This window comes from Marinobacter denitrificans, assembly GCF_008795955.1.
Classification (GTDB): domain Bacteria; phylum Pseudomonadota; class Gammaproteobacteria; order Pseudomonadales; family Oleiphilaceae; genus Marinobacter; species Marinobacter denitrificans.
In genome coordinates this window covers 103,060-122,692 of sequence record NZ_VMHN01000006.1, presented here as the reverse complement: position 1 = coordinate 122,692, position 19,633 = coordinate 103,060, and the positions used below count along the sequence as shown (strand labels likewise).

At 58.8% G+C, this 19,633-nt stretch carries 18 protein-coding genes; 13 read left to right on the top strand and 5 right to left on the bottom strand.

Annotation, left to right across the window (positions count from 1 at the left end):
* Positions 1-6: 6 nt before the first annotated feature.
* Genes lptM through FO268_RS23040 form a run of 6 tightly spaced genes read left to right on the top strand, consistent with a single transcriptional unit; the run spans position 7 to position 5,815 of the window.
* Positions 7-174 (top strand): LPS translocon maturation chaperone LptM, encoded by a 168-nt coding sequence (gene lptM, locus FO268_RS16420; protein ID WP_150994339.1) that lies wholly within the window; start codon positions 7-9, stop codon positions 172-174.
* Between the two features lie 38 nt (positions 175-212).
* Positions 213-1,463, top strand: a complete 1,251-nt coding sequence (gene lysA / locus FO268_RS16415; protein ID WP_150994338.1) for a diaminopimelate decarboxylase — start codon at positions 213-215, stop codon at positions 1,461-1,463.
* A gap of 14 nt (positions 1,464-1,477) precedes the next feature.
* The gene (gene dapF, locus FO268_RS16410) at positions 1,478-2,443 is read left to right on the top strand and encodes a diaminopimelate epimerase (protein ID WP_150994337.1); all 966 of its coding nucleotides are present in this window, start codon (positions 1,478-1,480) and stop codon (positions 2,441-2,443) included.
* A gap of 16 nt (positions 2,444-2,459) precedes the next feature.
* Positions 2,460-3,206 carry a DUF484 family protein gene (locus tag FO268_RS16405; RefSeq protein ID WP_150994336.1) on the top strand — a complete coding sequence of 249 codons (747 nt, stop codon included), beginning with the start codon at positions 2,460-2,462 and terminating at the stop codon, positions 3,204-3,206.
* Between the two features lie 2 nt (positions 3,207-3,208).
* Positions 3,209-4,153: a tyrosine recombinase XerC gene (gene xerC / locus FO268_RS16400; RefSeq protein ID WP_150994335.1), complete on the top strand. Its 945-nt coding sequence runs from the start codon at positions 3,209-3,211 to the stop codon at positions 4,151-4,153.
* Positions 4,154-5,815: a GGDEF domain-containing protein gene (locus FO268_RS23040; protein ID WP_225316799.1), complete on the top strand. Its 1,662-nt coding sequence runs from the start codon at positions 4,154-4,156 to the stop codon at positions 5,813-5,815.
* Here FO268_RS23040 and FO268_RS16390 read toward each other — a convergent pair.
* A complete protein-coding gene (locus tag FO268_RS16390; RefSeq protein WP_150994334.1) occupies positions 5,781-6,014 on the bottom strand; it encodes a DUF2789 domain-containing protein in 234 nt (77 codons plus the stop codon). The two genes, FO268_RS23040 and FO268_RS16390, sit on opposite strands and share 35 nt — an antisense overlap.
* A 197-nt stretch (positions 6,015-6,211) precedes the next feature.
* Here FO268_RS16390 and FO268_RS16385 point away from each other — a divergent pair, with 197 nt between their 5' ends.
* On the top strand, positions 6,212-8,956 hold the full coding sequence (locus FO268_RS16385; RefSeq protein ID WP_150994333.1) for a transporter substrate-binding domain-containing protein: 2,745 nt from the start codon (positions 6,212-6,214) through the stop codon (positions 8,954-8,956).
* 7 nt (positions 8,957-8,963) lie between these two features.
* On the opposite strand, the gene FO268_RS16380 is transcribed toward FO268_RS16385, so the two are convergent.
* Complete coding sequence (locus FO268_RS16380) at positions 8,964-9,326, bottom strand: hypothetical protein (RefSeq protein ID WP_191966979.1); 363 nt, start codon at positions 9,324-9,326, stop codon at positions 8,964-8,966.
* 224 nt (positions 9,327-9,550) lie between these two features.
* On the opposite strand from FO268_RS16380, the gene FO268_RS16375 reads away from it, so the two are divergent.
* Both FO268_RS16375 and FO268_RS16370 read left to right on the top strand, forming a co-directional pair.
* Positions 9,551-10,168: a hypothetical protein gene (locus tag FO268_RS16375; protein ID WP_150994332.1), complete on the top strand. Its 618-nt coding sequence runs from the start codon at positions 9,551-9,553 to the stop codon at positions 10,166-10,168.
* A gap of 15 nt (positions 10,169-10,183) precedes the next feature.
* Positions 10,184-12,385, top strand: a complete 2,202-nt coding sequence (locus FO268_RS16370; protein WP_225316798.1) for a patatin-like phospholipase family protein — start codon at positions 10,184-10,186, stop codon at positions 12,383-12,385.
* Positions 12,386-12,406: 21 nt separating this feature from the next.
* Here FO268_RS16370 and FO268_RS16365 read toward each other — a convergent pair whose 3' ends face one another.
* From FO268_RS16365 to FO268_RS16355, 3 genes are all read right to left on the bottom strand, one after another.
* Positions 12,407-13,081, bottom strand: coding sequence for a GntR family transcriptional regulator (locus FO268_RS16365; RefSeq protein ID WP_150994330.1), 675 nt, complete (start codon positions 13,079-13,081; stop codon positions 12,407-12,409).
* A gap of 108 nt (positions 13,082-13,189) precedes the next feature.
* Positions 13,190-14,626 carry a cardiolipin synthase gene (gene cls, locus FO268_RS16360; RefSeq protein ID WP_227716516.1) on the bottom strand — a complete coding sequence of 479 codons (1,437 nt, stop codon included), beginning with the start codon at positions 14,624-14,626 and terminating at the stop codon, positions 13,190-13,192.
* A complete protein-coding gene (locus tag FO268_RS16355) occupies positions 14,623-15,681 on the bottom strand; it encodes an AraC family transcriptional regulator (protein WP_150994329.1) in 1,059 nt (352 codons plus the stop codon). The genes cls and FO268_RS16355 overlap by 4 nt, the downstream gene beginning before the upstream one ends.
* 455 nt (positions 15,682-16,136) lie before the next feature.
* On the opposite strand from FO268_RS16355, the gene FO268_RS16350 reads away from it, so the two are divergent.
* The 4 genes from FO268_RS16350 to FO268_RS16335 all read left to right on the top strand — a co-directional run bounded on the left by FO268_RS16350 (position 16,137) and on the right by FO268_RS16335 (position 19,628).
* Positions 16,137-16,931 (top strand): alpha/beta fold hydrolase, encoded by a 795-nt coding sequence (locus FO268_RS16350; RefSeq protein WP_150994328.1) that lies wholly within the window; start codon positions 16,137-16,139, stop codon positions 16,929-16,931.
* 74 nt (positions 16,932-17,005) lie between these two features.
* Positions 17,006-18,097 (top strand): SMP-30/gluconolactonase/LRE family protein, encoded by a 1,092-nt coding sequence (locus FO268_RS16345; RefSeq protein WP_150994327.1) that lies wholly within the window; start codon positions 17,006-17,008, stop codon positions 18,095-18,097.
* Positions 18,090-18,578, top strand: a complete 489-nt coding sequence (locus tag FO268_RS16340) for an acyl-CoA thioesterase (protein ID WP_150994326.1) — start codon at positions 18,090-18,092, stop codon at positions 18,576-18,578. Before FO268_RS16345 ends, FO268_RS16340 begins: the two co-directional genes overlap by 8 nt.
* A gap of 60 nt (positions 18,579-18,638) precedes the next feature.
* Positions 18,639-19,628 (top strand): NADP-dependent oxidoreductase, encoded by a 990-nt coding sequence (locus tag FO268_RS16335; RefSeq protein ID WP_150994325.1) that lies wholly within the window; start codon positions 18,639-18,641, stop codon positions 19,626-19,628.
* The last annotated feature ends 5 nt before the right edge of the window (positions 19,629-19,633 follow it).

Here is a 19,633-nt window from a genome sequence, read left to right as displayed (position 1 = left end):
TTACCCATGAAGCCAGGACAGACAATCATATTTCTGCTGGTGATGGCCGGGTTTATCGCGGGCTGTGGTCAGAAAGGCCCGTTGTACCGGGAGGCACCGTCCGGCACTGACACCGCGGCTGAACAGGCCAGCGACAGCGAACAAGGCCGGGACGATGACGCCGTTGACCGTTAGGCCCGGCCTGCCGCCCCGCCAACAGACTCAGGATTTACATGGACCACTTTAACTACCGTAACGGCGAGTTGTACGCCGAAGACGTACCGGTTGCGACGATTGCCGAGCGGTTCGGCACGCCCGCCTATGTTTACTCCCGTGCCACGCTGGAGCGACATTATCACGCTTACGATGATGCCCTGGCCGGCCGCCCGCATCTGGTCTGCTATGCCGTTAAGGCCAATAGCAATATTGCCGTACTGAACGTGCTGGCGCGGCTTGGTGCCGGTTTCGATATCGTATCGGCCGGCGAACTGGAGCGGGTGGTTCGCGCCGGTGGCGATCCTGCAAAGACCGTATTTTCCGGTGTTGGCAAGCAGCGCTGGGAAATGCGCCGGGCCCTGGAAGCCGGGGTTCGCTGTTTCAATGTGGAATCTGACACCGAGCTGGACCGGCTCAATGAAGTGGCGGGTGAGCTTGGTGTCAAAGCGCCGGTATCCCTGCGGGTAAATCCCGACGTGGATGCGGGTACGCATCCCTATATTTCCACCGGCTTGAAAGAAAACAAGTTCGGTATCGACATCGCAGAGGCTCCGGCGGTCTATGAACGCGCCGCTGCCATGCCCCATCTGGATATACAGGGCGTGGACTGTCATATCGGTTCCCAGCTGACGTCGGTAACGCCGTTCCTGGATGCTCTGGACCGGGTGCTGGTGCTGATCGACACCCTGGCGGAGAAAGGCATCGTCATCCGCCACCTGGACATGGGCGGTGGCCTGGGCGTCACCTATGACCGCGAGCAACCACCCCAGCCGTCGGATTATGTCACCGCGCTGGCGGAACGTCTGGGCGACCGTGAGCTGGAACTCATCATGGAGCCCGGCCGCTCCATAGCAGCCAACGCCGGTATCCTGTTGACGCGGGTGGAGTTCCTCAAGTGCACGGAACATCGCAATTTTGCCATTATTGACGCGGCGATGAATGATCTGATCCGACCGGCCCTCTACAGTGCATGGCAGGCTATTATCCCGGTTACACCACACACTGATGGCGAGGAAAAGGCCTGGGATCTCGTTGGCCCGGTGTGCGAAACCGGTGATTTTCTCGGCAAGGATCGCAAACTGCGGCTTCAGGCCGGGGATTTGCTGGCGGTTCGTTCGGCCGGAGCCTATGGTTTTGTTATGAGTTCCAACTACAACACCCGTAACCGTCCACCGGAGCTGATGGTGGATGGTGACCAGGTCCACGTCGTACGGCGCCGGGAAACCCTCGAAGAGCAGCTCGGCCCCGAAAGCTGCCTGCCGGAATGACTGGGGATGATGGTATGAATCAGCCTCGACGCGGGCAGGGGCCCATGCTCAGTTTCACCAAGATGCACGGTCTGGGAAACGATTTCATGGTGGTGGACGCGATCAGCCAACCGTTCCGCCTGCGCCCGGAGATGATTCGTGAGCTTGCCGACCGGCATTTTGGCATCGGTTTCGATCAGTTATTGGTGGTTGAGCCTCCGGGGCTGCCGGATGTGGATTTTCGTTACCGGATTTTCAACAGCGACGGCTCGGAAGTGGAACAGTGTGGCAATGGCGCCCGCTGTTTTGCGCGCTTTGTCCGGGACCAGCGCCTGACCAACAAGAAAGTGATCCGGGTTCAGACTGCCAAGGGTGTCATTGAGCTCAGAGTGGGCCGGGGCGGTATGGTAACCGTGGACATGGGAGTTCCAGAACTGAATCCTCCGGCTATTCCTTTCGCCGCCGATCGTCGCAAGGATATCTATACGGTGGAAGTGGGCGGTGAAACCGTGGAACTCAGCGCCGTATCCATGGGCAACCCCCATGGGGTGCTGGTGGTGGACGACGTGGAATCCGCCCCAGTGGGAGAGCTCGGGCCACGGCTGGAGAACCATCCCCGGTTTCCTGCGCGAGCCAATATCGGATTTTTGCAGATCCTCGACCGTACCCACGCGCGGCTGCGGGTGTTCGAACGCGGGTCCGGTGAAACTATGGCCTGTGGCAGCGGTGCCTGTGCGGCCGTTGTTGCGGGTTGTTTACGCGGCCTGCTGGATAACCGCGTAGATGTGGAGCTGAAGGGCGGTCATCTGGTCATTGAATGGCAGGGTGAAGGGACCCCTGTTATGATGGAAGGCCCTACAGCCAGCGTCTTTGAAGGCCAGCTTCGCTTGCCGGGGGACCAGCCCCCGCGACGTCGCAAAAACACGCGGCAGGGCGATACAAGGCCGGGACATTCGCGGCAGCAGAATCGCCATCGCCAGCCAGTTACATCAAAGCCCTGACTATCAGGAGAGCAGCATGACAGACCAAACGGCCCACAAGAAGGCCGGAGAGCTCACACCGGAAGCCGTCGCAGACTATCTGCGGGACAACCCCGACTTCTTTGTGGAACAGGACGAGCTGCTGCGCAGCCTGACACTGCCCCATGACAGCGGCCGCGCGATTTCGCTGGTGGAACGTCAGGTGCATCTGTTCCGCGAACAGCGCGATACCCTCCGACGGGAACTGGTAGAGCTGGTTTCCATTGCCCGTCATAACGATCGTCTGTTCGAGAAAAGCAAGCGACTGTTAATGCAGGTGATCGAAGCACGTAATCTGAATGACATGGCGGCGGCCATTGACGACAGTATCCGTGGGGACTTCGGTCTGGATGCCGCGTCAGTCATTCTATTCACTGATTCCGAGCTACCCGCGGCGGCACAGGGTGCCCTGCATGTGGTGGCGCCGGAAGTGGCAAAAGCCCGCCTGGGCGGCCTTCTGGAAGGTAATCGTGCGGTGTGTGGCCAGTTCCGTGAAAGCGAGCGAAGCTTCCTGTTTCCTGATCGGGAAGAACCCATTGCCTCGGTGGCCCTGGTGCCCTTGCGGCATGATGAACTGGTTGGCGTGTTCGCGGTTGGCAGTTGTGAAACCGGGTATTTCGACCAGAGCATGGGCTCACTGTTCCTGACTTATATCAGCGATACCCTTAGCCGGTTGCTTCCCCCCATCCTTCAGCGACACACGGCTGCTGTGCCGTTGACTGACGTGGTGGCGGAGTCTCGCTGAGCATGACGCCGGCCGCGGAGAGGAGCACATCTGCCGCGCTCGCAGAGCCATTGGAAGGTTTTCTGCGTTACCTGGCCTCGGAAAAACGGCACTCGCCGCGCACCTGCAGCAGTTACCGTGAGGATCTCAATCGTTTCCTTGTCTGGGTTGAGCGACAGCTATCCGCTGCCTGGCGGTCGGTGACCAGCCATGATCTGCGGCGCTACGTCGCCCAGTTGAGCCGTGAAGGGCTTGGCGGGCGCAGTATCGCCCGCCACCTCTCTGCAATACGTCGCTTTTACGAATACCTGCTGCGTGAACGTCTCGCTACGGATAACCCCGCCCTGGATATCCGCGCCCCGAAGGCTGGCAGGCGTCTGCCCAAGGTGGCTGACGTCGACCAGCTTAATCATCTGCTGGACGCGGCCCCTGACGATCCACTGGAAATTCGCGACCTGAGCATGTTCGAGCTGATGTATTCATCCGGGCTGCGCTTGTCGGAACTGGCAGGCCTGGACCTTCACTCGGTGGACCATCGTGGGGGCGAGGTCCGGGTGATGGGTAAAGGCAACAAGGAGCGCATCCTTCCCGTAGGCCGCAAGGCGCTGGATGCACTTGCCAACTGGCTTGAAGTGCGCCAGACAATAGCGCCTGAGGGAGAAAGCGCCCTGTATGTAAGCCGTCGGGGTGACAGGCTAAGCACCCGCAGCATACAGTCCCGGCTCAGCCGTTGGGGCCTGGCGAAAGGGGCCGACCAACGGTTGCATCCTCATCTTCTTCGGCACTCCTTCGCCAGTCATATGCTGGAATCCAGCGGCGACCTGCGTGCTGTTCAGGAACTACTGGGCCATGCCGACATAGCAACAACACAAGTCTATACTCATCTCGATTTTCAGCACCTGGCAAAGGTATACGACCAGAGCCACCCCCGTGCCCGCCGTGGCCAAAAGCAAGGCAGGGAGAGGTAAATGTCATCGGATTCGGCCTGGAAAGAAAAGTACCTGGCAGCCATTGAGTTGGCTGAAGAACGCGAGTCGCAGTGGACCGCTGAACGGAATCAGTTCCAGCGCATGCTTGTCCGTACCAGCCTGGCCTCGGAAGGCCAGAACCAGGAACTGGACCGCTTGCTGGCCAGCCTGCGCAGCGAGCTGCGTAAAGATTCTCTGGATTCCGGGAGCTGGCACAAACTCCAGGACCGGATCGACCGCCAGGTGTCGGCACTCGACGAACAAAAAGCGGATTCTGCGCGCCGGACCAGGGCCACTCTTGAACACCTGTTATCGGGGCTGCGTTCCCACTCCCTGTTTGCCAGCAGCAAGGATCGCCTCCGGGACCTGGAAAAACGACTCCGTAAACCGGATACGCTGCAATTGCACTTTACCCTCTGGCTGTCGGATTTCGCGGGAGTTCTGGAAACCGGGCTGACAGAAACGGTGGACCAGGGGGGTAAGCCTGGCGTGTTGGGCAGACTGTTCGGTTCCGGCGCCCGTGTCGAGACCGTCGAAGCGTCCAGCGACGAAGCGTATCTGGACCGGGGTGATGCCGAAGAAACGGGCCAACGCCTGAGAGTTGCCCGGCGGGTGGGCGAGTTGCTGGGGCACATGCTGGGCCAGGTGTCTCTGGATCCAGCGTCCGAGGCCAGAGCCAGGCGACTTCAGGAGTCCCTGCTGAACAGTGATAACTGGGACGAATTGCGTGAAGGTCTGAACGGGGTCGCGGAGCTGGTTATCGCTGCCGTTACCCGAAGCCAGAGGGAATTCGAAGCCTTTCTTCGGCGGCTGGATGAGCGGCTGGAGTCATTGCGGCAGTGTTTTTCCGACCAGTCTACGGCGCAGACCGGGCGCCTCAATGCCTCAGAAGCATTGGATCGTGAAATCCGGGATGAACTGCAGACACTTGGCGAGCAGGTGGAGTCCAGTGCCGATTTCGACCAGCTGAAAGCTTCAGTGGGGCAGCATCTGGAGTCGATCAGTGGGGCTGTGGAACGCTTTCGTACCCAGGAGACCGAGCGCGAGAGGAACCTGTCACAACAGCTGGAACTGATGCACGAAAAGCTGGCGGCGGTTGAAACCCACTCGGAGCAGATGCGGGAAGAACTGGCCGAAGAGCGCCAGAAGGCGCTGAGGGATGTGCTGACCCAGTTGCCCAATAGGGAAGCCTGGCAGGAACGCCTTGCCTTCGAATATCAGCGTTGGCAGCGCTACCGGCACCCCCTGACGGTTGGCGTGCTTGATATTGATTATTTCAAGCGGGTGAACGATTGCTATGGCCATAAGGCCGGAGACAGAGTGCTGCAGCTGGTCGCCAAGGCCCTGAGTGACCGGCTGAGAACAACGGATTTCATTGCCCGCTTTGGGGGTGAGGAATTTGTTATTCTGATGCCGGAGACGCCACCGGACGTCGCCAGCTCCGTTCTTGACGGCATGCGCAAGCATATCTCAGCCTTGCCGTTCCATTTTCGGGGCGAGCCTGTATCGGTGACATTTTCCGCCGGGCTTGCGGAATTTGTTGAAGGCGACGATGAGGACGACGTTTTTGACCGCGCGGACAAAGCGCTCTACCAGGCCAAGGACTCGGGTCGCGACAGGGTGCTGATCAGTGACGCATCAGCGCATCCAGCTCATCGATAATTTCTGCCCAGTCGGAGTCGTCTTCCAGTCCCTCTTCCAGAAAGTGGGACTGGCTTTCGGACCAGAACGGCGCATCCTGCAGAGCAATCTCTGAAGGAAGGGGCGAGTGCTTCGCAATGAAATCCTCAATGCTCTGTTTGTCAGAGGGCATGCCAAGCTGCTCGAACAGGGTGCTGAACGTGTGATTGCTGGTGTCCATCGTAGTGGTTCTCCCTGGGGTAATCCCCATTTTGTCGATGACTGCGGGTGTACCCACGATAATGCGGGTAACCCGCTGAATGCAATCAGAAGAATTTACGGGTATGGTTCCCTGAACTGTAGCCAAACCGGTGAGGATATCCAGTGAGGGTCGGCTTTTATTTTCTGTTGCTAGTCTACTGCCTTCTGGGTTCCGGTATGTCGGCGGCAGAGCCGCCTCAACCTTCCCCGGCACCGGTTCTGGGCAGTGCAGATCTGCAATGGCTGCAGGACCGCGACGTCTTCCGCATCGGTGTCCGTGCCGACCAGGTCCCCCTGGCATTCGACACAGGGGAGGGGCAACTGGCCGGTCTGTTCATTGACTATCTTGAGCGGATATCGGACAAGCTGGATGTGCCGGTGGAGCCGGTTGCAGGCAGCGAGGCGCAGCTGGAGGAATGGCTCGGCGATGGCACGCTGGACGCCAGGCTGAACACCCGCCTGGCCCGTCAACCGGTGCCGTCCGGGGTCGCCGTAACATCGCCAATGATGAGCCTGACCTACGGCATCTTTGTCCATTCGGGGGATGCGGGCATCCGCAAGCTGTCAGATCTTGAAGGTGCCCGAATAGCCCTGATCACAAACGATCCCAATCAGTTTTCTCTGCTCGACCCGGTCGACCGCCTGTCTCCGGTGCCCGTCAGCAGTGTCAGTGAGGCAGTGAGTATGCTTCTTTCCGGCCAGGCTGACGCCTTCCTGGGACCGGTTCCGGTGGTTTCCGACTACCTTCAGTCCGCCATGGTGAACGGGGTGGGCATGGCCACGCTGCTGAGCCATCAATCAGTGGACGTAGTGCTTGAAGTCAGCGCGAGTGAAGATCAGGCGTACCGGGTGCTCAATCAGGCAGTCCTGGCTATCGGCCATAACGAACATCGCACCATTCGCCAGTCCTGGTTACAAACAGAGTTGCCAGCTCAGGATCCATCCGCCATTGCGCTGTCTCTGACTGAAAGTGAATTCCTCAAACAAAACTCCGATCTGACAGTGGCCTTCCGGCCAGACTGGCCACCATTCGAGTTTACCCAGGATGGTCAGGCCACCGGCCTCGTGCCGGATCTGGTCACCCGCCTGGAAAAACAGCTCAATGTTCGATTCAGTCGCGAAGTGATGGCCGACAGCGCCAATGCCGAAGCGGCCCTGCGCAACGGGGACGTGGACATACTCCCGGCGCTGTCGCGAACCCCCCGGGTGGAGGACGAATTCCTTTTCAGTCGTGCCTATCTGACCGTTCCAATTGCCCTGGCAATCCGTGATGACGGGCGTTTTATCGGAGAATTGCAGCAGCTCAGGGACGAGAAAGTGGGTGTGGTGAATCGTCAGGCCGGGCATGATTACCTGCTGATCAATCATCCCAACCTCGATCTCTACCCCGTGACGTCCATCGAGGAAGGGTTGCTGGCGCTATCCAATGGGGATCTGGATGTAATGGTCACGCACATTCCGGCAGTGAGTTACACGGTGGCCCGCCTGGGGCTTTCCAACCTGAGGATTACCAGCATCACCCCCTATGAATACGAGCTGCGTTTCGCGGTCGACAAGGGCCGGCCGGAATTGCACCGAATTCTGAACAAGGCCCTGGGCAGCCTGGATGCATCGGAAACCGAGTCGATCTACAACCGCTGGATCCATCTGGATATCGAACAGGAAACCGATTACACCGTGGTGCGCCGGATTGTGCTGATCGCCATCGTTGTGGTGCTGATCTTCCTGTACTGGAACCGCAAGTTGTCGCGTGAGGTGGACGAGCGAATCCGTTCGGAAAACGCCCTGCGCAGAAGTGAAGACGAGCTCAGGGCAGCCAAGCTGGAAGCGGAGCGCCTGGCGCGGGAGGCGGAGGCAGCCAGCCTGACCAAGAGTGAATTCCTTGCCAATATGTCCCACGAGATACGCACGCCGATGAATGCGGTCATTGGCTACAGCGATCTGCTCAGCAACACGGTGACAGACCCCCAGCAACGGAATTACCTTGACGCCATTCGTGCAGGGAGTCGCAGCCTGCTGATGCTGATCAACGATATCCTTGACCTTTCCCGCATTGAGGCAGGCAAAATGCGGCTGGACTATTCGGCCGTTTCCGTGCGCCGCCTGCTCAGTGATGTGCGGCATATATTTGACCTGAGAGCGACCGAGCAGGGCATTTCGCTTGAGGTCAGCGTTCATTCCAAAATGCCGGTGGCAATGATGCTGGACGAAACCCGACTGCGTCAGGTGCTGTTCAATCTGGTGGGTAACGCCATCAAATTTACCCATGAAGGAGGCGTGACCGTTCGTGCCACCGCCACGCCCCATAAATCCGAAGATGGTGAGTCCGGCGCAGGTGGTGAGCACGACAAGCGCCGCTGGTATCGCCTGGTGATTACCGTTGCGGACACCGGTATTGGCATCCCCCTCGATCAGCAGGAGCAGATTTTCGATGCTTTCGAACAACAGGAAGGGCAGAACAGTCGGCGGTACGGAGGCACCGGCCTGGGCCTTGCCATCAGCCGCAAGCTGGTGAGAATGATGGGTGGCGAGTTGAAGGTTGAGAGTGAGCCGGGGGCGGGGTCCACCTTTACCGTCAGCCTGCCCAGGGTGGAAGTGACTGAGGAGCAGGCCGAGGAGGAAGGCGCGCCGGAAGAGTCAGAGCGCTTGCTGGCCCAGACTCTCAGCATGCAGGAGCGTGGCTGGCTGCGGGAGCAACTGGCGAGGGACTTCGGGAATGAATGGGAAACCGTCCGTGAAAGCGGCGACCCGGAACAGATGAAGGATTTTGCAACGCGCCTGCTGGAGTGGGGCAAGCGGTTCCGGTCACCTTCGGTAACCCGCTATGGAGAGAAGTTGCTGGCAGATATCGAGGCTTTCAATCTGGATTCGGTGAACAGTGCGCTGGATGCATTTCCGCGCCTGCTGGGGCGGGATCAGTAGGGCTGCTTCAGAGGCAGTCGTACTGTGATTGTCGGTCAAAGGCGACAGCCACCATATCGTAACCCGAGTCAGACAGAGACTGAATCAGTTCCCTGTCTTTCAGGATTGCCATGCAGACCTTGTGAACGCTGGCCTGTAACTGGCCGCTGGGCGGCTCGGACTTGAAGCGGAAGTCCACCACCAGGTACTTGCGTTCAATATGGGAGGTGACGGGTATATCCTCTCTCTCCACGCTTTCATAGCCGATATAGGTGGCTTGCTGGTCCGGAAAGATTCCGCTCAGCAGAAGGTCCAGATTACTGGCTGTTGCGGGCTGTAAGGCCGTTGCCAGCAACAGGGCAATGGCGCCAGTAATGCTTCTGATGGGCATGGAGTCACTCCTGTGATGTGAGTCCGTGGCGGTTGGCGGCATGTAAATATATGTAACATTTAGTTACTGTTCATTATCGCAGAGTTCCGGAAATTTTGCGTGATTTATGCACGCATTTTTCAATTGTTTGCAGTTTGCCTTCATAGCGGGTGGCCAGCCACGAGTTTCCGGCGCCCACCAGGATAAACTATGATGTTAAAAACAGAATCAGTAGAGGCAGGATCATGTTCCAGCTTGTTTTCAAAGGTGAGTGCACGCCGGGGACAGACCCGGGGACAGCCCGTAATAACGCAAAAAACCTGTTCAAGGCCACAGTAGAACAGGTTGACCGCATGTTCAGTGGTCAGCCGGTGGTTATCCGCAACAAACTGGAAGAGGTGCAGGCGGAGAAATACCGGGCAGTGTTGCACAAACACGGTATGGTGGCCTATGTGCAGGCAATGGAAGGCACGGCTCCGCCTCCTCCGTCCCGCCCGGCGCCAGAACCCGAGCCCCGGGCACAGTCTCAACCTGAGCAGGCACCACGTCAACCCGCCGCGGAACAGACGGCGGCCGCCGATAACCCTGCCTCGTCAGTGGCTGTGGAACCGGGCGATCGCTTGCCGGTGGCTGGTGAGAAGGTTGATTCGATCCTGTCCGGTTCCGGTCTGACTCTGGACCCGGTCGGCGTAACCCTTGAGGAGCACAGGGAGGCGCCGGCCCCGATGTTCCAGCATCTGGACGACTGGACACTGGCGCCACCGGGCACCGAACTGGGCGTCAAGCGAGACCTGCCGCCACCGGTTGTCCCTGATGTATCCCACCTGTCGCTGGCAGATGACGACCGCAAGGACGACCAGTAAATCACAGGCGGGATGATGTCAGCATTGAGATTACTGGTTCTGATGGTTGCAGTCCTGGCTGGAATGCCGGCGCTGGCCGATGCCGGGCGGCCAAAGGTAGGGCTGGTGCTCAGCGGTGGTGGCGCCAAGGGCATGGCCCATGTAGGTGTGCTGCGCGTGCTGGAAGAACTGAAAATACCGGTGGATATCGTGGTAGGCACCAGTGCCGGCTCGGCCGTCGGCGCACTTTACGCCTCGGGTATGGACGTTCACGAAATCGAAGAACGTTTTATGGATATGGACTGGGTCTCGAGTTTTCGCGATGACCCCGGCCGTGCCTACAAACCTGTCAGACGAAAGCGACAGGACTGGCGGTTTCCGGTAGCGCCCGGCCTTGGTGTACGCCTGGACGGGCTTCATCTCGGGGGCGGCATTATTGCCGGCCAGAACCTTGGTTTCATTCTCAACGAACTTACCCGCAGCGCCTCACTGGTAGAGGATTTTGACAAGCTGGCGATCCCTTTTCGTGCGGTTGCCACGGATCTGGAGACCGGGGATCAGGTCATCATTGGCAATGGCAATCTTTCTGAGGCAATTCGGGCCAGCATGAGTATCCCCGGAGTCTATGCGCCGGTTAGCCTGGACGGGCGTTTGCTGGTCGACGGCGGCGTGGCCAATAATCTGCCGGTCAGTGTGGCCAGGGATCTGGGTGCCGAAATCATCATCGCGGTCGACATTACCGACCCGCTGCTGGAACGGGATGAGATTCGGGAGGCATTTTCGGTGGTTGGGCAGCTAACCACCATGATGACCCGGCAGAATACCGAACAGCAGCTGGAACTGCTGACGGATCAGGACATCATAATCAGGCCTGATCTGGAAGGATTGTCCTCGGCGGATTTCTACGAGGCACCTGCGCTGTTTGAACTCGGCGCCAGTGGTGCCCGCGAACATGCCGGCGAGCTTCGCCACCTGAGTGTAAGCGACGAGCAGTGGGTCCAGTTCCGTAGCCGGGTGAAGGCACGCTCATTCAGCCCCGGCCTGATTACCGACATCCGCGTGGATGATAAGTCTCGCCTGGCGGGCGATTTCCTGCGCCAGCGCATACACCAGAAAATCGGCGAGCCGCTGGATGTTGACCGGCTTGAGCAGGATCTCAAGCGTATCTACGGTCTGGGCTATTATGAGACCGTTTCCTACTCCCTGGCACCATCGGACTCTGGTGGCACTGACCTTGTTATCCGGGTGCGTGAGAAAAGCTGGGGGCCGAACTATCTTTCTTTCGGCCTCAACTACGAAGACAACTTCGAGAACGAAACCCGGTTTAATCTGGCGACGTCATTACGCATGACCGAACTTAACGCTCTTGGCGGTGAATGGGCCACCGGGCTCCAGTTGGGTACCGAGCCCTGGGTCAGGACCGAGTGGTTCCAACCTCTGGACTACGGATTCAAGCGTTTCCTGACCGTCGGCGGAGAATACTCCCGGGAGAGCCTGAGCGCGTTCGATGGCGAAGGCGAGCGCATCACCGAGGTGGATATTACCACCCGACAGGTGGATCTTGCCGTGGGGACCGAGCTGGGGGTCAATGGAGAGATCCGGCTTGAATATGAACGCGGGTATGCCACTGTTGACGAGCAGGTGGGGGAGCCTGTGGCGCCCTCGGGGTCAATCCAGAGCGGCAGCCTCAGCTTGCGGCTGGTGCATGATTCCCTGGATGATACCTTTCTTCCCGAATCCGGCGGTTATGCGGGGATCCGGGGCCGTATCGAACGTCCCGGTCTGGGCTCTGACCGCAACTTTGATTCGGTGCGGATAATGGCTCTGGGCACGGCAAGCTGGAACAAGACCAGCATCACCGGTCTTCTGTTCGCAAATACCGTCACCCGTGGTGTTGCGGGTATCGAGAATTCGGTGTTACTGGGCGGCTTTCGCCGGTTGTCGGCATACAGTCAGGGGGAGGTAGCCGGTGAGGATGCCGCCCTTGCCAGTGTCTTTGCCCGGCAAGAGTTCGGTGGGCCCTTTGTACCCTGGTTTGCCGGGGTGGGTTTTGAGTCCGGTAACGCCTGGTCGTCGTTGGGGGATGCCCGCTGGAACAATCTGTTGCACTCAGCCAGTGTGTTTGCCGGGGTTGAATCGTTTCTGGGGCCGCTTCAGATTGCCACGGCTTACAACAATGAGGACGATTGGAGCGCCTACCTGAGTCTGGGGTTTTCGTTTACCCGCCTGTTTGACTGAACGGCCGGACACAGGGAAGGGTCATGCAGTGGCAGGGGTAGTGCCAATGGCTTCAAGTACCTGCTGGCATTGCTGTTCAGCGTACTTTGCCAGGATCTCCGTCAGGCGCTCTTCATCGTGGGCCCGGATGGCATCGATGGATTCACGTACGTGCTCCAGGTTGTCTTCAAGCACGCGATTCCCCCCACGCTGAAAAGCGACAAAGGCACAGCGTTTAGCGGATGGCCACAGATCCTCAATCGCCGAAACAATGAAATAATTGTCGGCGTAAGCCAGAGAGGCCTGAGTGTATTCGATGCCCAGTTCCAGAAAAACCAGCAGGTTATTGTTGTCGTGGCAGGCTTTCATGCGCTGGTAAAGGGATTCGAGCTTGTCCATGTCAGCGGGTTGCCACTGCCGCACCAGCTTGCGACCGGTATGGGTGAGGTACAGTTGCAGGACTTCATAAAGACTGCGCACAAAAAACTCATCCAGCGGCGTAACAAATGCTCCCTTGCGGGGCACGTTCTGCACCAGGTGGCGTTTTTCCAGCAATAACAGTCCTTCCCGGATTGAGCCGTGGCTGACGTCCATCTGTTTTGCCATGGCACTTTCGTAGATGCGCTCGCCGGAGCGGAGCTGGCCAAACGCGATGAGATTTTCAATGTGGCGTGCGACCTGCTCGGTCAGAGTTTCGCGGGGCTTGAATGTGGTCATGGTCCTGCTTCGTTACAGCATGCTGGCTCAATGGTTCTGGCATACTCTCACATTCTTCCCGTCCGGAAAATGGTCACATCGAAACCGGTGCCGCGGCATGGGCCCGGTTCAGAGCAGGGGGGCCGCCAGGCGAACGGTTCTGCAGGCCAGGCGGAACAGGAGGGAACGGTCCCGGTAGTCGCGGTCGCTCATGAGGCGACAGCTGACCAGGTCTTCCTCCAGCATGCGCTCGACACCGTCCACAAAGTCGCTGGCAGTGACGATGGCAGTGATCTCGAAGTTCAACCGCATGGAGCGGTTGTCCAGATTGGCCGTACCCAGCGCCGCGTAGCGGTTGTCCACCAGAACCATTTTCTGGTGCATGAAACCCTGCTGGTACTGGTAGATAGTAATGCCAGCCCGGCTGGCCTGGACCAGATAGGAGTAGGCGGCAAGCCTGATCAGCCTGCTGTCGGACTTTTCCGGAATGATGATCCGCACATCGACACCCCGGAGCGCTGCCAGTTGCAGGGCATTCATGATCTGAAAGTCCGGCACGAAATAGGGCGAGGCAATCCAGATCCGTTCGCGGGCGTTGTTGATGCAGTTCAGGAAAAACAGTGTGCAGGTTTCATAGGTGTCTGCTGGCCCGGTGGGCAGAATAAGAACTTCCTGATCACCGCCTGAGGGCATGGAGGGTGACCAGTTGAGGGTGGGGAACTCCTCGCTGGCCCAGTTCCAGTCTTCCAGCCATGCCAGTTGCAGGCCGGTGACCGCCGGCCCTGTAATGCGGCAGTGGCTGTCACGCCAGGGTTCCTCATCCATGGCCGTGCCCAGGTACTCATCGCCAAGGTTAATCCCCCCGACAAATCCCACTTCCCCGTCACAGACCAGCAGTTTTCGATGATTGCGGAAGTTCACCTGTAGCCGCATGCGGCGGAGATTGCCATCCCCGAAGGAAGCTACCTTCGCTCCGGCGGCAGCCAGTTCCCGGAGATATTTCCGTGGTAACCAGACACTGCCAATGTCGTCATACAGAAACCACACTTCCACGCCCTGGGCGAGTTTGCGTTTCAGAATCGATTTTATGCGCTGGCCAATTCTGTCGGAGCGGACAATATAGAACTCCAGGAGAATATAGCGGCGAGCGTTTTCCATGGCATCAAACAGAGCTTCGAAGGTGGCTTCCCCGTCCTTCAGCAAGTCACACTGGTTGCCTTTGGTGAAGGGTTGCCGGCCCAGCTTGCAGAGCACCTGGAGTTCATCATCGAAATGCTCATGATCCTGCTGATTGATGGACGCGGCCTGGTGCTCGAAGCGATTCAGCAAGTCGGTGACTGCGGTATCGCCGATTCGCCGGGCTTTCAGATAGCCTCCGAATCGGTTGCGCCCGAACAGCAGAAACATGGGGACAGCGATATAGGGCAGGCCGATCAGCGCCAGAACCCAGGCAAGCGCGCCCTGGGCCGTGCGGTAGGTCATCAGTATCCGGTAAATACAGGTGGCAGCCGCCAGATAAAGCAGCCCAATGATGGCGGCGAGCCAGGAGATGTCGGGCAGAGTCATTCTGGCGTTTCCCCGGCTTCGCTGGATTGGTGGCGGGCCCGATACTGGGCCGGTGCCATCCCCGTCCAGCGTTTGAAGGCACGGCTGAAGGCGCTGAGCTCGGAAAAGCCCAGCAGAAACGCAATTTCGCCCAGCGCGTAATGGTCCGCCGCCACGTAACGCAGGGCCTTATCCTTGCGCACCTCCTCCACCAGTTCGTGGAATCCCAGCCCTTCCTTCTTCAGTCGCCGGTAAAGGGTCTGGCGGCTCATATGACACTGTCTGGCAAGAGTGTCGGCATCAATACGTTCGGTAGCCATCTGCCGGGAGATCAGTCGGCGGATTTTGCGGCCAAAGGTGCGTCGGCTCTGGAGGCGGGCCAGCAGCGTGTTGACCTGTCTGAGTACCGCTGAATACACATAGGGATTGCGGTGAGGGATCGGATGGCTCAGGTGCCGGCTGTTGAAGGCAAGACGGGTGGTGCCCGAGCCAAAATAGATGCTTCCACCCAGAAGGCGCTGGTATTCCTTTCCATAGGAGGGCTCCGGATGCGCGATCTCGGCCCATTCGGCGACGATGGAGGAGTGAATAAAATGCCGGGTGCGGCACAGGGCGGCCGCCAGCGTCCGGTCCATATCCTGGCGAGAGTAGTGTGTAGGAGAATCCGCTTGCCAGGTGAGAATGGCCAGGTCGCCAGCCTGCTCGAAACTCAGTGTGACTGACTCATTGATCAGCCGGTGCAGGCGGACATACTGGGTAACGGCCTCGCCGAGGGTATCGCAATTGAAGAACACGTGGCCGACCAGTCCCATGCGTTCCGGGTCGATCACCTGGCCGGCATGGAGTCCCACCGCCGGGTCACCGGTGGCCTGTTCGGCGTATTCCCACAGGCGGTAGTGGCGTTCAGCGGGGATTCGAAGATCCGGGTCGGTCAGGTCATTACGGTGAAAGCCCGTAATCTTCTCCACGGTGGGGGCGTCCAGCACCCCTTGCCGGTCGAGGTAGTGAACCAGTGCCAGCGTACTTGAAGCTGCAACCAGTGGCGATGTGGTGGCTTCTGCCTGTGGAGCGTTCACGGTCACCTTTGTTCAATGGTTAACACGAATTCATCCATGCTGATACAAAATGTCAAGCCTGTGGGACAGCCTGTCAATGGTTAATCACTGTAACAACGATAGCATTAAGTTACTGAGGATTCTCACCCAAACAGATTGAGACAGGAGGTGTTTTCATGGATCTGGAAATCTTTGTTCCCCATAACGAGCTGGAACGTTCCAACATTGCGGCACTGGCTGAATACCTGAACAGCATGTATTACTGCTGAGCCTTCTGACTATCGTAGTCGGAATACATTACGTGTTATGACCTGATGCCGGAGGAAACTCCGGCTTTTTTGTGGTCAGAACCGGTCCTTCTGGTCGCTGAGTCTCTTTCATTCCAAGCCCCATCCACGTCAAGCCCCTTCCCCCTTGTGCCTTTGGCCACCGATGGTAATGTAGACGGTTTACTGGTGTCACAGGAGATCCTGCTCATGAGTGTTGAGCTCAACTACCGCATTACCGGCGAGGGCCCACCGCTGATCCTGCTGCATGGCCTGTTCGGCTCACTGGATAATCTCGGTGTTATCAGCCGCCGGCTGCAGGACCAGTGGCAGGTCCATGCTCTGGACCAGCGCAACCATGGCAGTTCGCCCCATACGGATACCATGGACTATCCCGCCATGGCGGACGATGTACTGGCCTATATGGATGCCCGGGGCCTGGACAAGGCTTCGATACTGGGCCACTCCATGGGAGGCAAGACCGCAATGCAGGTGGCGCTCCAGGCCCCGGAGCGGGTTGACCGGATTACTGTCGCGGATATCGCGCCGGTGACCTATCACCCCCGTCACGATGTTGTTCTGGAAGGCCTCAAGTCTGTGGACCTGGCCTCGATCCGGTCGCGCCAGGATGCAGACAGGATACTGGCTGACTACGTTGAAGAGCCTGGTGTCCGGCAGTTTCTGCTGAAAAATCTGGTGCGGGTGACGGACGACGAGCGTAACGAGCATTCCGGGCCCTACCGCTGGCGGCTGAACCTGCCAGTGATTGAAGAGTGTTATCCGAAACTTGCCCAGGCGCCTGATGGGGACGTTCCGTTTGAGGGGCCGGTCCTGTTTATCAAGGGCGCCGATTCAGCTTACATCCAGGAGAAACATCGCGAGGATATCCGCCGGCGTTTTCCCAACGCGGATCTGCGTATCATTGCCGGCACGGGACACTGGCTGCATGCGGAAAAGCCGGACAGCTTCGCTGCGCTGTGTCGACGGTTCCTCGCGGATCAGTGACACTCGCCAGTTCAGCCCGGGGCGGGTGTCTGATAAGGTGACGACATTGTATCTGACAGGAACAGGCATCATCTATGAAGTGGCTTCTCGGGGCTTTGCTGATCGTTTTTCTGGTGTTGGGCAGTTTTCTGTTGTCGCCTTCTCCCATCAACAGCCAGTCCTGGAAAGCTCCGTCGCCGCGGCCATTGACCGGTGAGCTGACCCCGAACGAGCGCCTGCGGTTGGCCGATCTTCTGGCCAGGGGGGAGGTCTACGGTCCCGAAGATACCACCGTGGATGAAGACGGCGTGCTCTATACCGGCACTCAGGACGGCTGGATTGCCCGGGTCTGGCCGGACGGGCGGGCCGAGAAGTGGCTGAAGACCGGCGGACGGCCCCTGGGCATGGTGTTCGATCGCCAGGGTAACCTGATCGTCGCGGATGCCATCAAGGGGTTGTTGTCCGTTGCGCCTGATAAAACCATAACCGTGCTGACCCGTGAAGCGGAGGGGCTGCCCTTCCGGTTTACCGACGACGTGGATATTGCCCCCGACGGCGTTATTTATTTTACCGACGCCAGCTCCCGTTTCCGTCTGCCGGACTACCAGCTGGATTTACTGGAAATGCGCCCCCATGGTCGCCTGTTACGCTACGATCCGGTTACGCAACGAACCGAGGTTCTGCTGAGCAATCTGCATTTCGCCAATGGGGTGGCAGTGTCACCGGACGGCGAGTATGTGCTGGTCAACGAGACCTGGAAGTATCGTATTCTCAAGTACTGGATTGGCGGACGTAGCCCCGGCCAGGCGGAGGTCTTTGCCGACAATCTGCCGGGGTTTCCCGATAACCTGGCGGTCGACAAAGAAGGCCGTTACTGGGTGGCTTTTCCCACCCTGAGAAATCCTCAGGTTGATGCCCTGCACCGCCAGCCCTGGCTCAAGGATCTGCTGGCCAAACTGCCGGACTATTTCCTGCCTGAGCCCCAGCAGTACGGGTTGGTGGTGGCAATGGATGAGGAGGGCGGGGTCATTACCAGCCTGCATGATACTCGTGGTAGCCATCTGCAGGAGATTACGTCGGTTAATCCCCATGACGGCTATCTCTACTTTGGTTCACTTCACAACGACCGTATCGGCCGGTTAGCGTTATCCGCCATTCCGGGCCTGGGAGGAGACAGCAATGAGTAATGGCAACCCGATGGGCTGGGATCTTCCCGAGCCCTTCACCATGACCATTGATGTGCGTGCTGAGGATACCGACAGGCTGGGGCACGCCAACAATGTGGTGTATGTGCGCTGGCTGGAGGAAATCAGCTGGCAGCATATCGACAGCCTGGGAATGAGCTGGGAGCTGCATGAAAAAACCGGTAAGGCCATGGCTATTACCCGCACTGAAATTGATTACCTGGCTGCTGCCAACGCCGGTGATCGCCTGGTGCTCGGTACCTGGCTGACCGGGTTTGACGGCCGTTTTCGCTCAGCGCGCCAGTTCCAGCTGGTGCGGGAATCCGACGGTAAGACGTTGGTGCGAGCGATATCTACCCATGCCTGTGTCAACATGAAGAGCCAGCGGCCTACACGGATGCCTCCTGAATTTGCCGATATCCTCGGCGGCGCCATGGTGCCGGGAGGTCGCGGGTTTGATGCAGCCGCTGATACCACACCGTGAAGTTTCTGCTAGTCTGAACAAATGATTCTGTCCTGTCCCTGAAGCTGTCTGGAGAACATCATGGAAAACACCGCTGAATCCAATGCAGGCAACGCCATGCGCCGTGTCATCTACGACCGCTTTGGCGACGCTGACGTACTCCGGATTGAATCTTCCGAAATCCCGGAGCCTGGTGCCGAGGAGGTGCTGTTCAGGGTAGCTGGCGCCGGGCTGAATCCCATTGACTGGAAAACCCGCAAGGGGCTGGGCTTTGTTGCGCGGCAGATTGAAGATCACCTGCCATGGACCCCGGGATTTGATGCCGCCGGTGAAGTGATTGCCGTCGGTAGTGATGTGACTACCCTGGTGCCCGGCGACCGGGTTATGGGCATGGTGGGTTTTCCTGCCAGTGGAGGGGGCTATTCAGACTATGTCGTTGCCCGTGCCGATGAGTTGGCCATTGTACCGGAGGAGCTGGACCTGGTAACTGCAGGTGCCTTGCCGCTGGCGGCGCTGACGGCCTGGCAGGCGTTGTTTGAAGTGGCGGAACTGGAGGCAGGCCAGAAAGTACTGATTCATGCCGGCGCTGGTGGCGTTGGTCATTTTGCCGTTCAGTTTGCACTGGAGCGTGGAGCCCATGTCATCGCCACGGCTTCAGCAAGCAACCGTGATTTCCTGGCAGCCTTTGGCGTTCATGAGGTCATTGATTACCACACCACCGATGTGGTGGACGAATGCTACGGCCTGGATGTGGTTCTGGACCTGGTGGGTGGCGAGGCCGGCAAGCGTTCCCTGCATACCCTCAGCGAGCATGGCGTGCTGGTGACGATACCCACGGTCACCGCCGACGAAATCATTACCGCAGCGGAAGCGCTGGGGTTGAGGGCCCACGGCATGACCGTCCGCCCCGATGTCTTCCATCTTGACGAGATTGCCGAACTGATCGAGGACGGCGATGTGCGGGTGCACATCGACGAGACCTTTACGCTGGATCAGGTGGCAGAGGCCCACCGGCTGCTCGAAGGCGGGCACGTCAGAGGCAAACTGGTGCTTGATTGCCGTAGCCGTTGATGTGA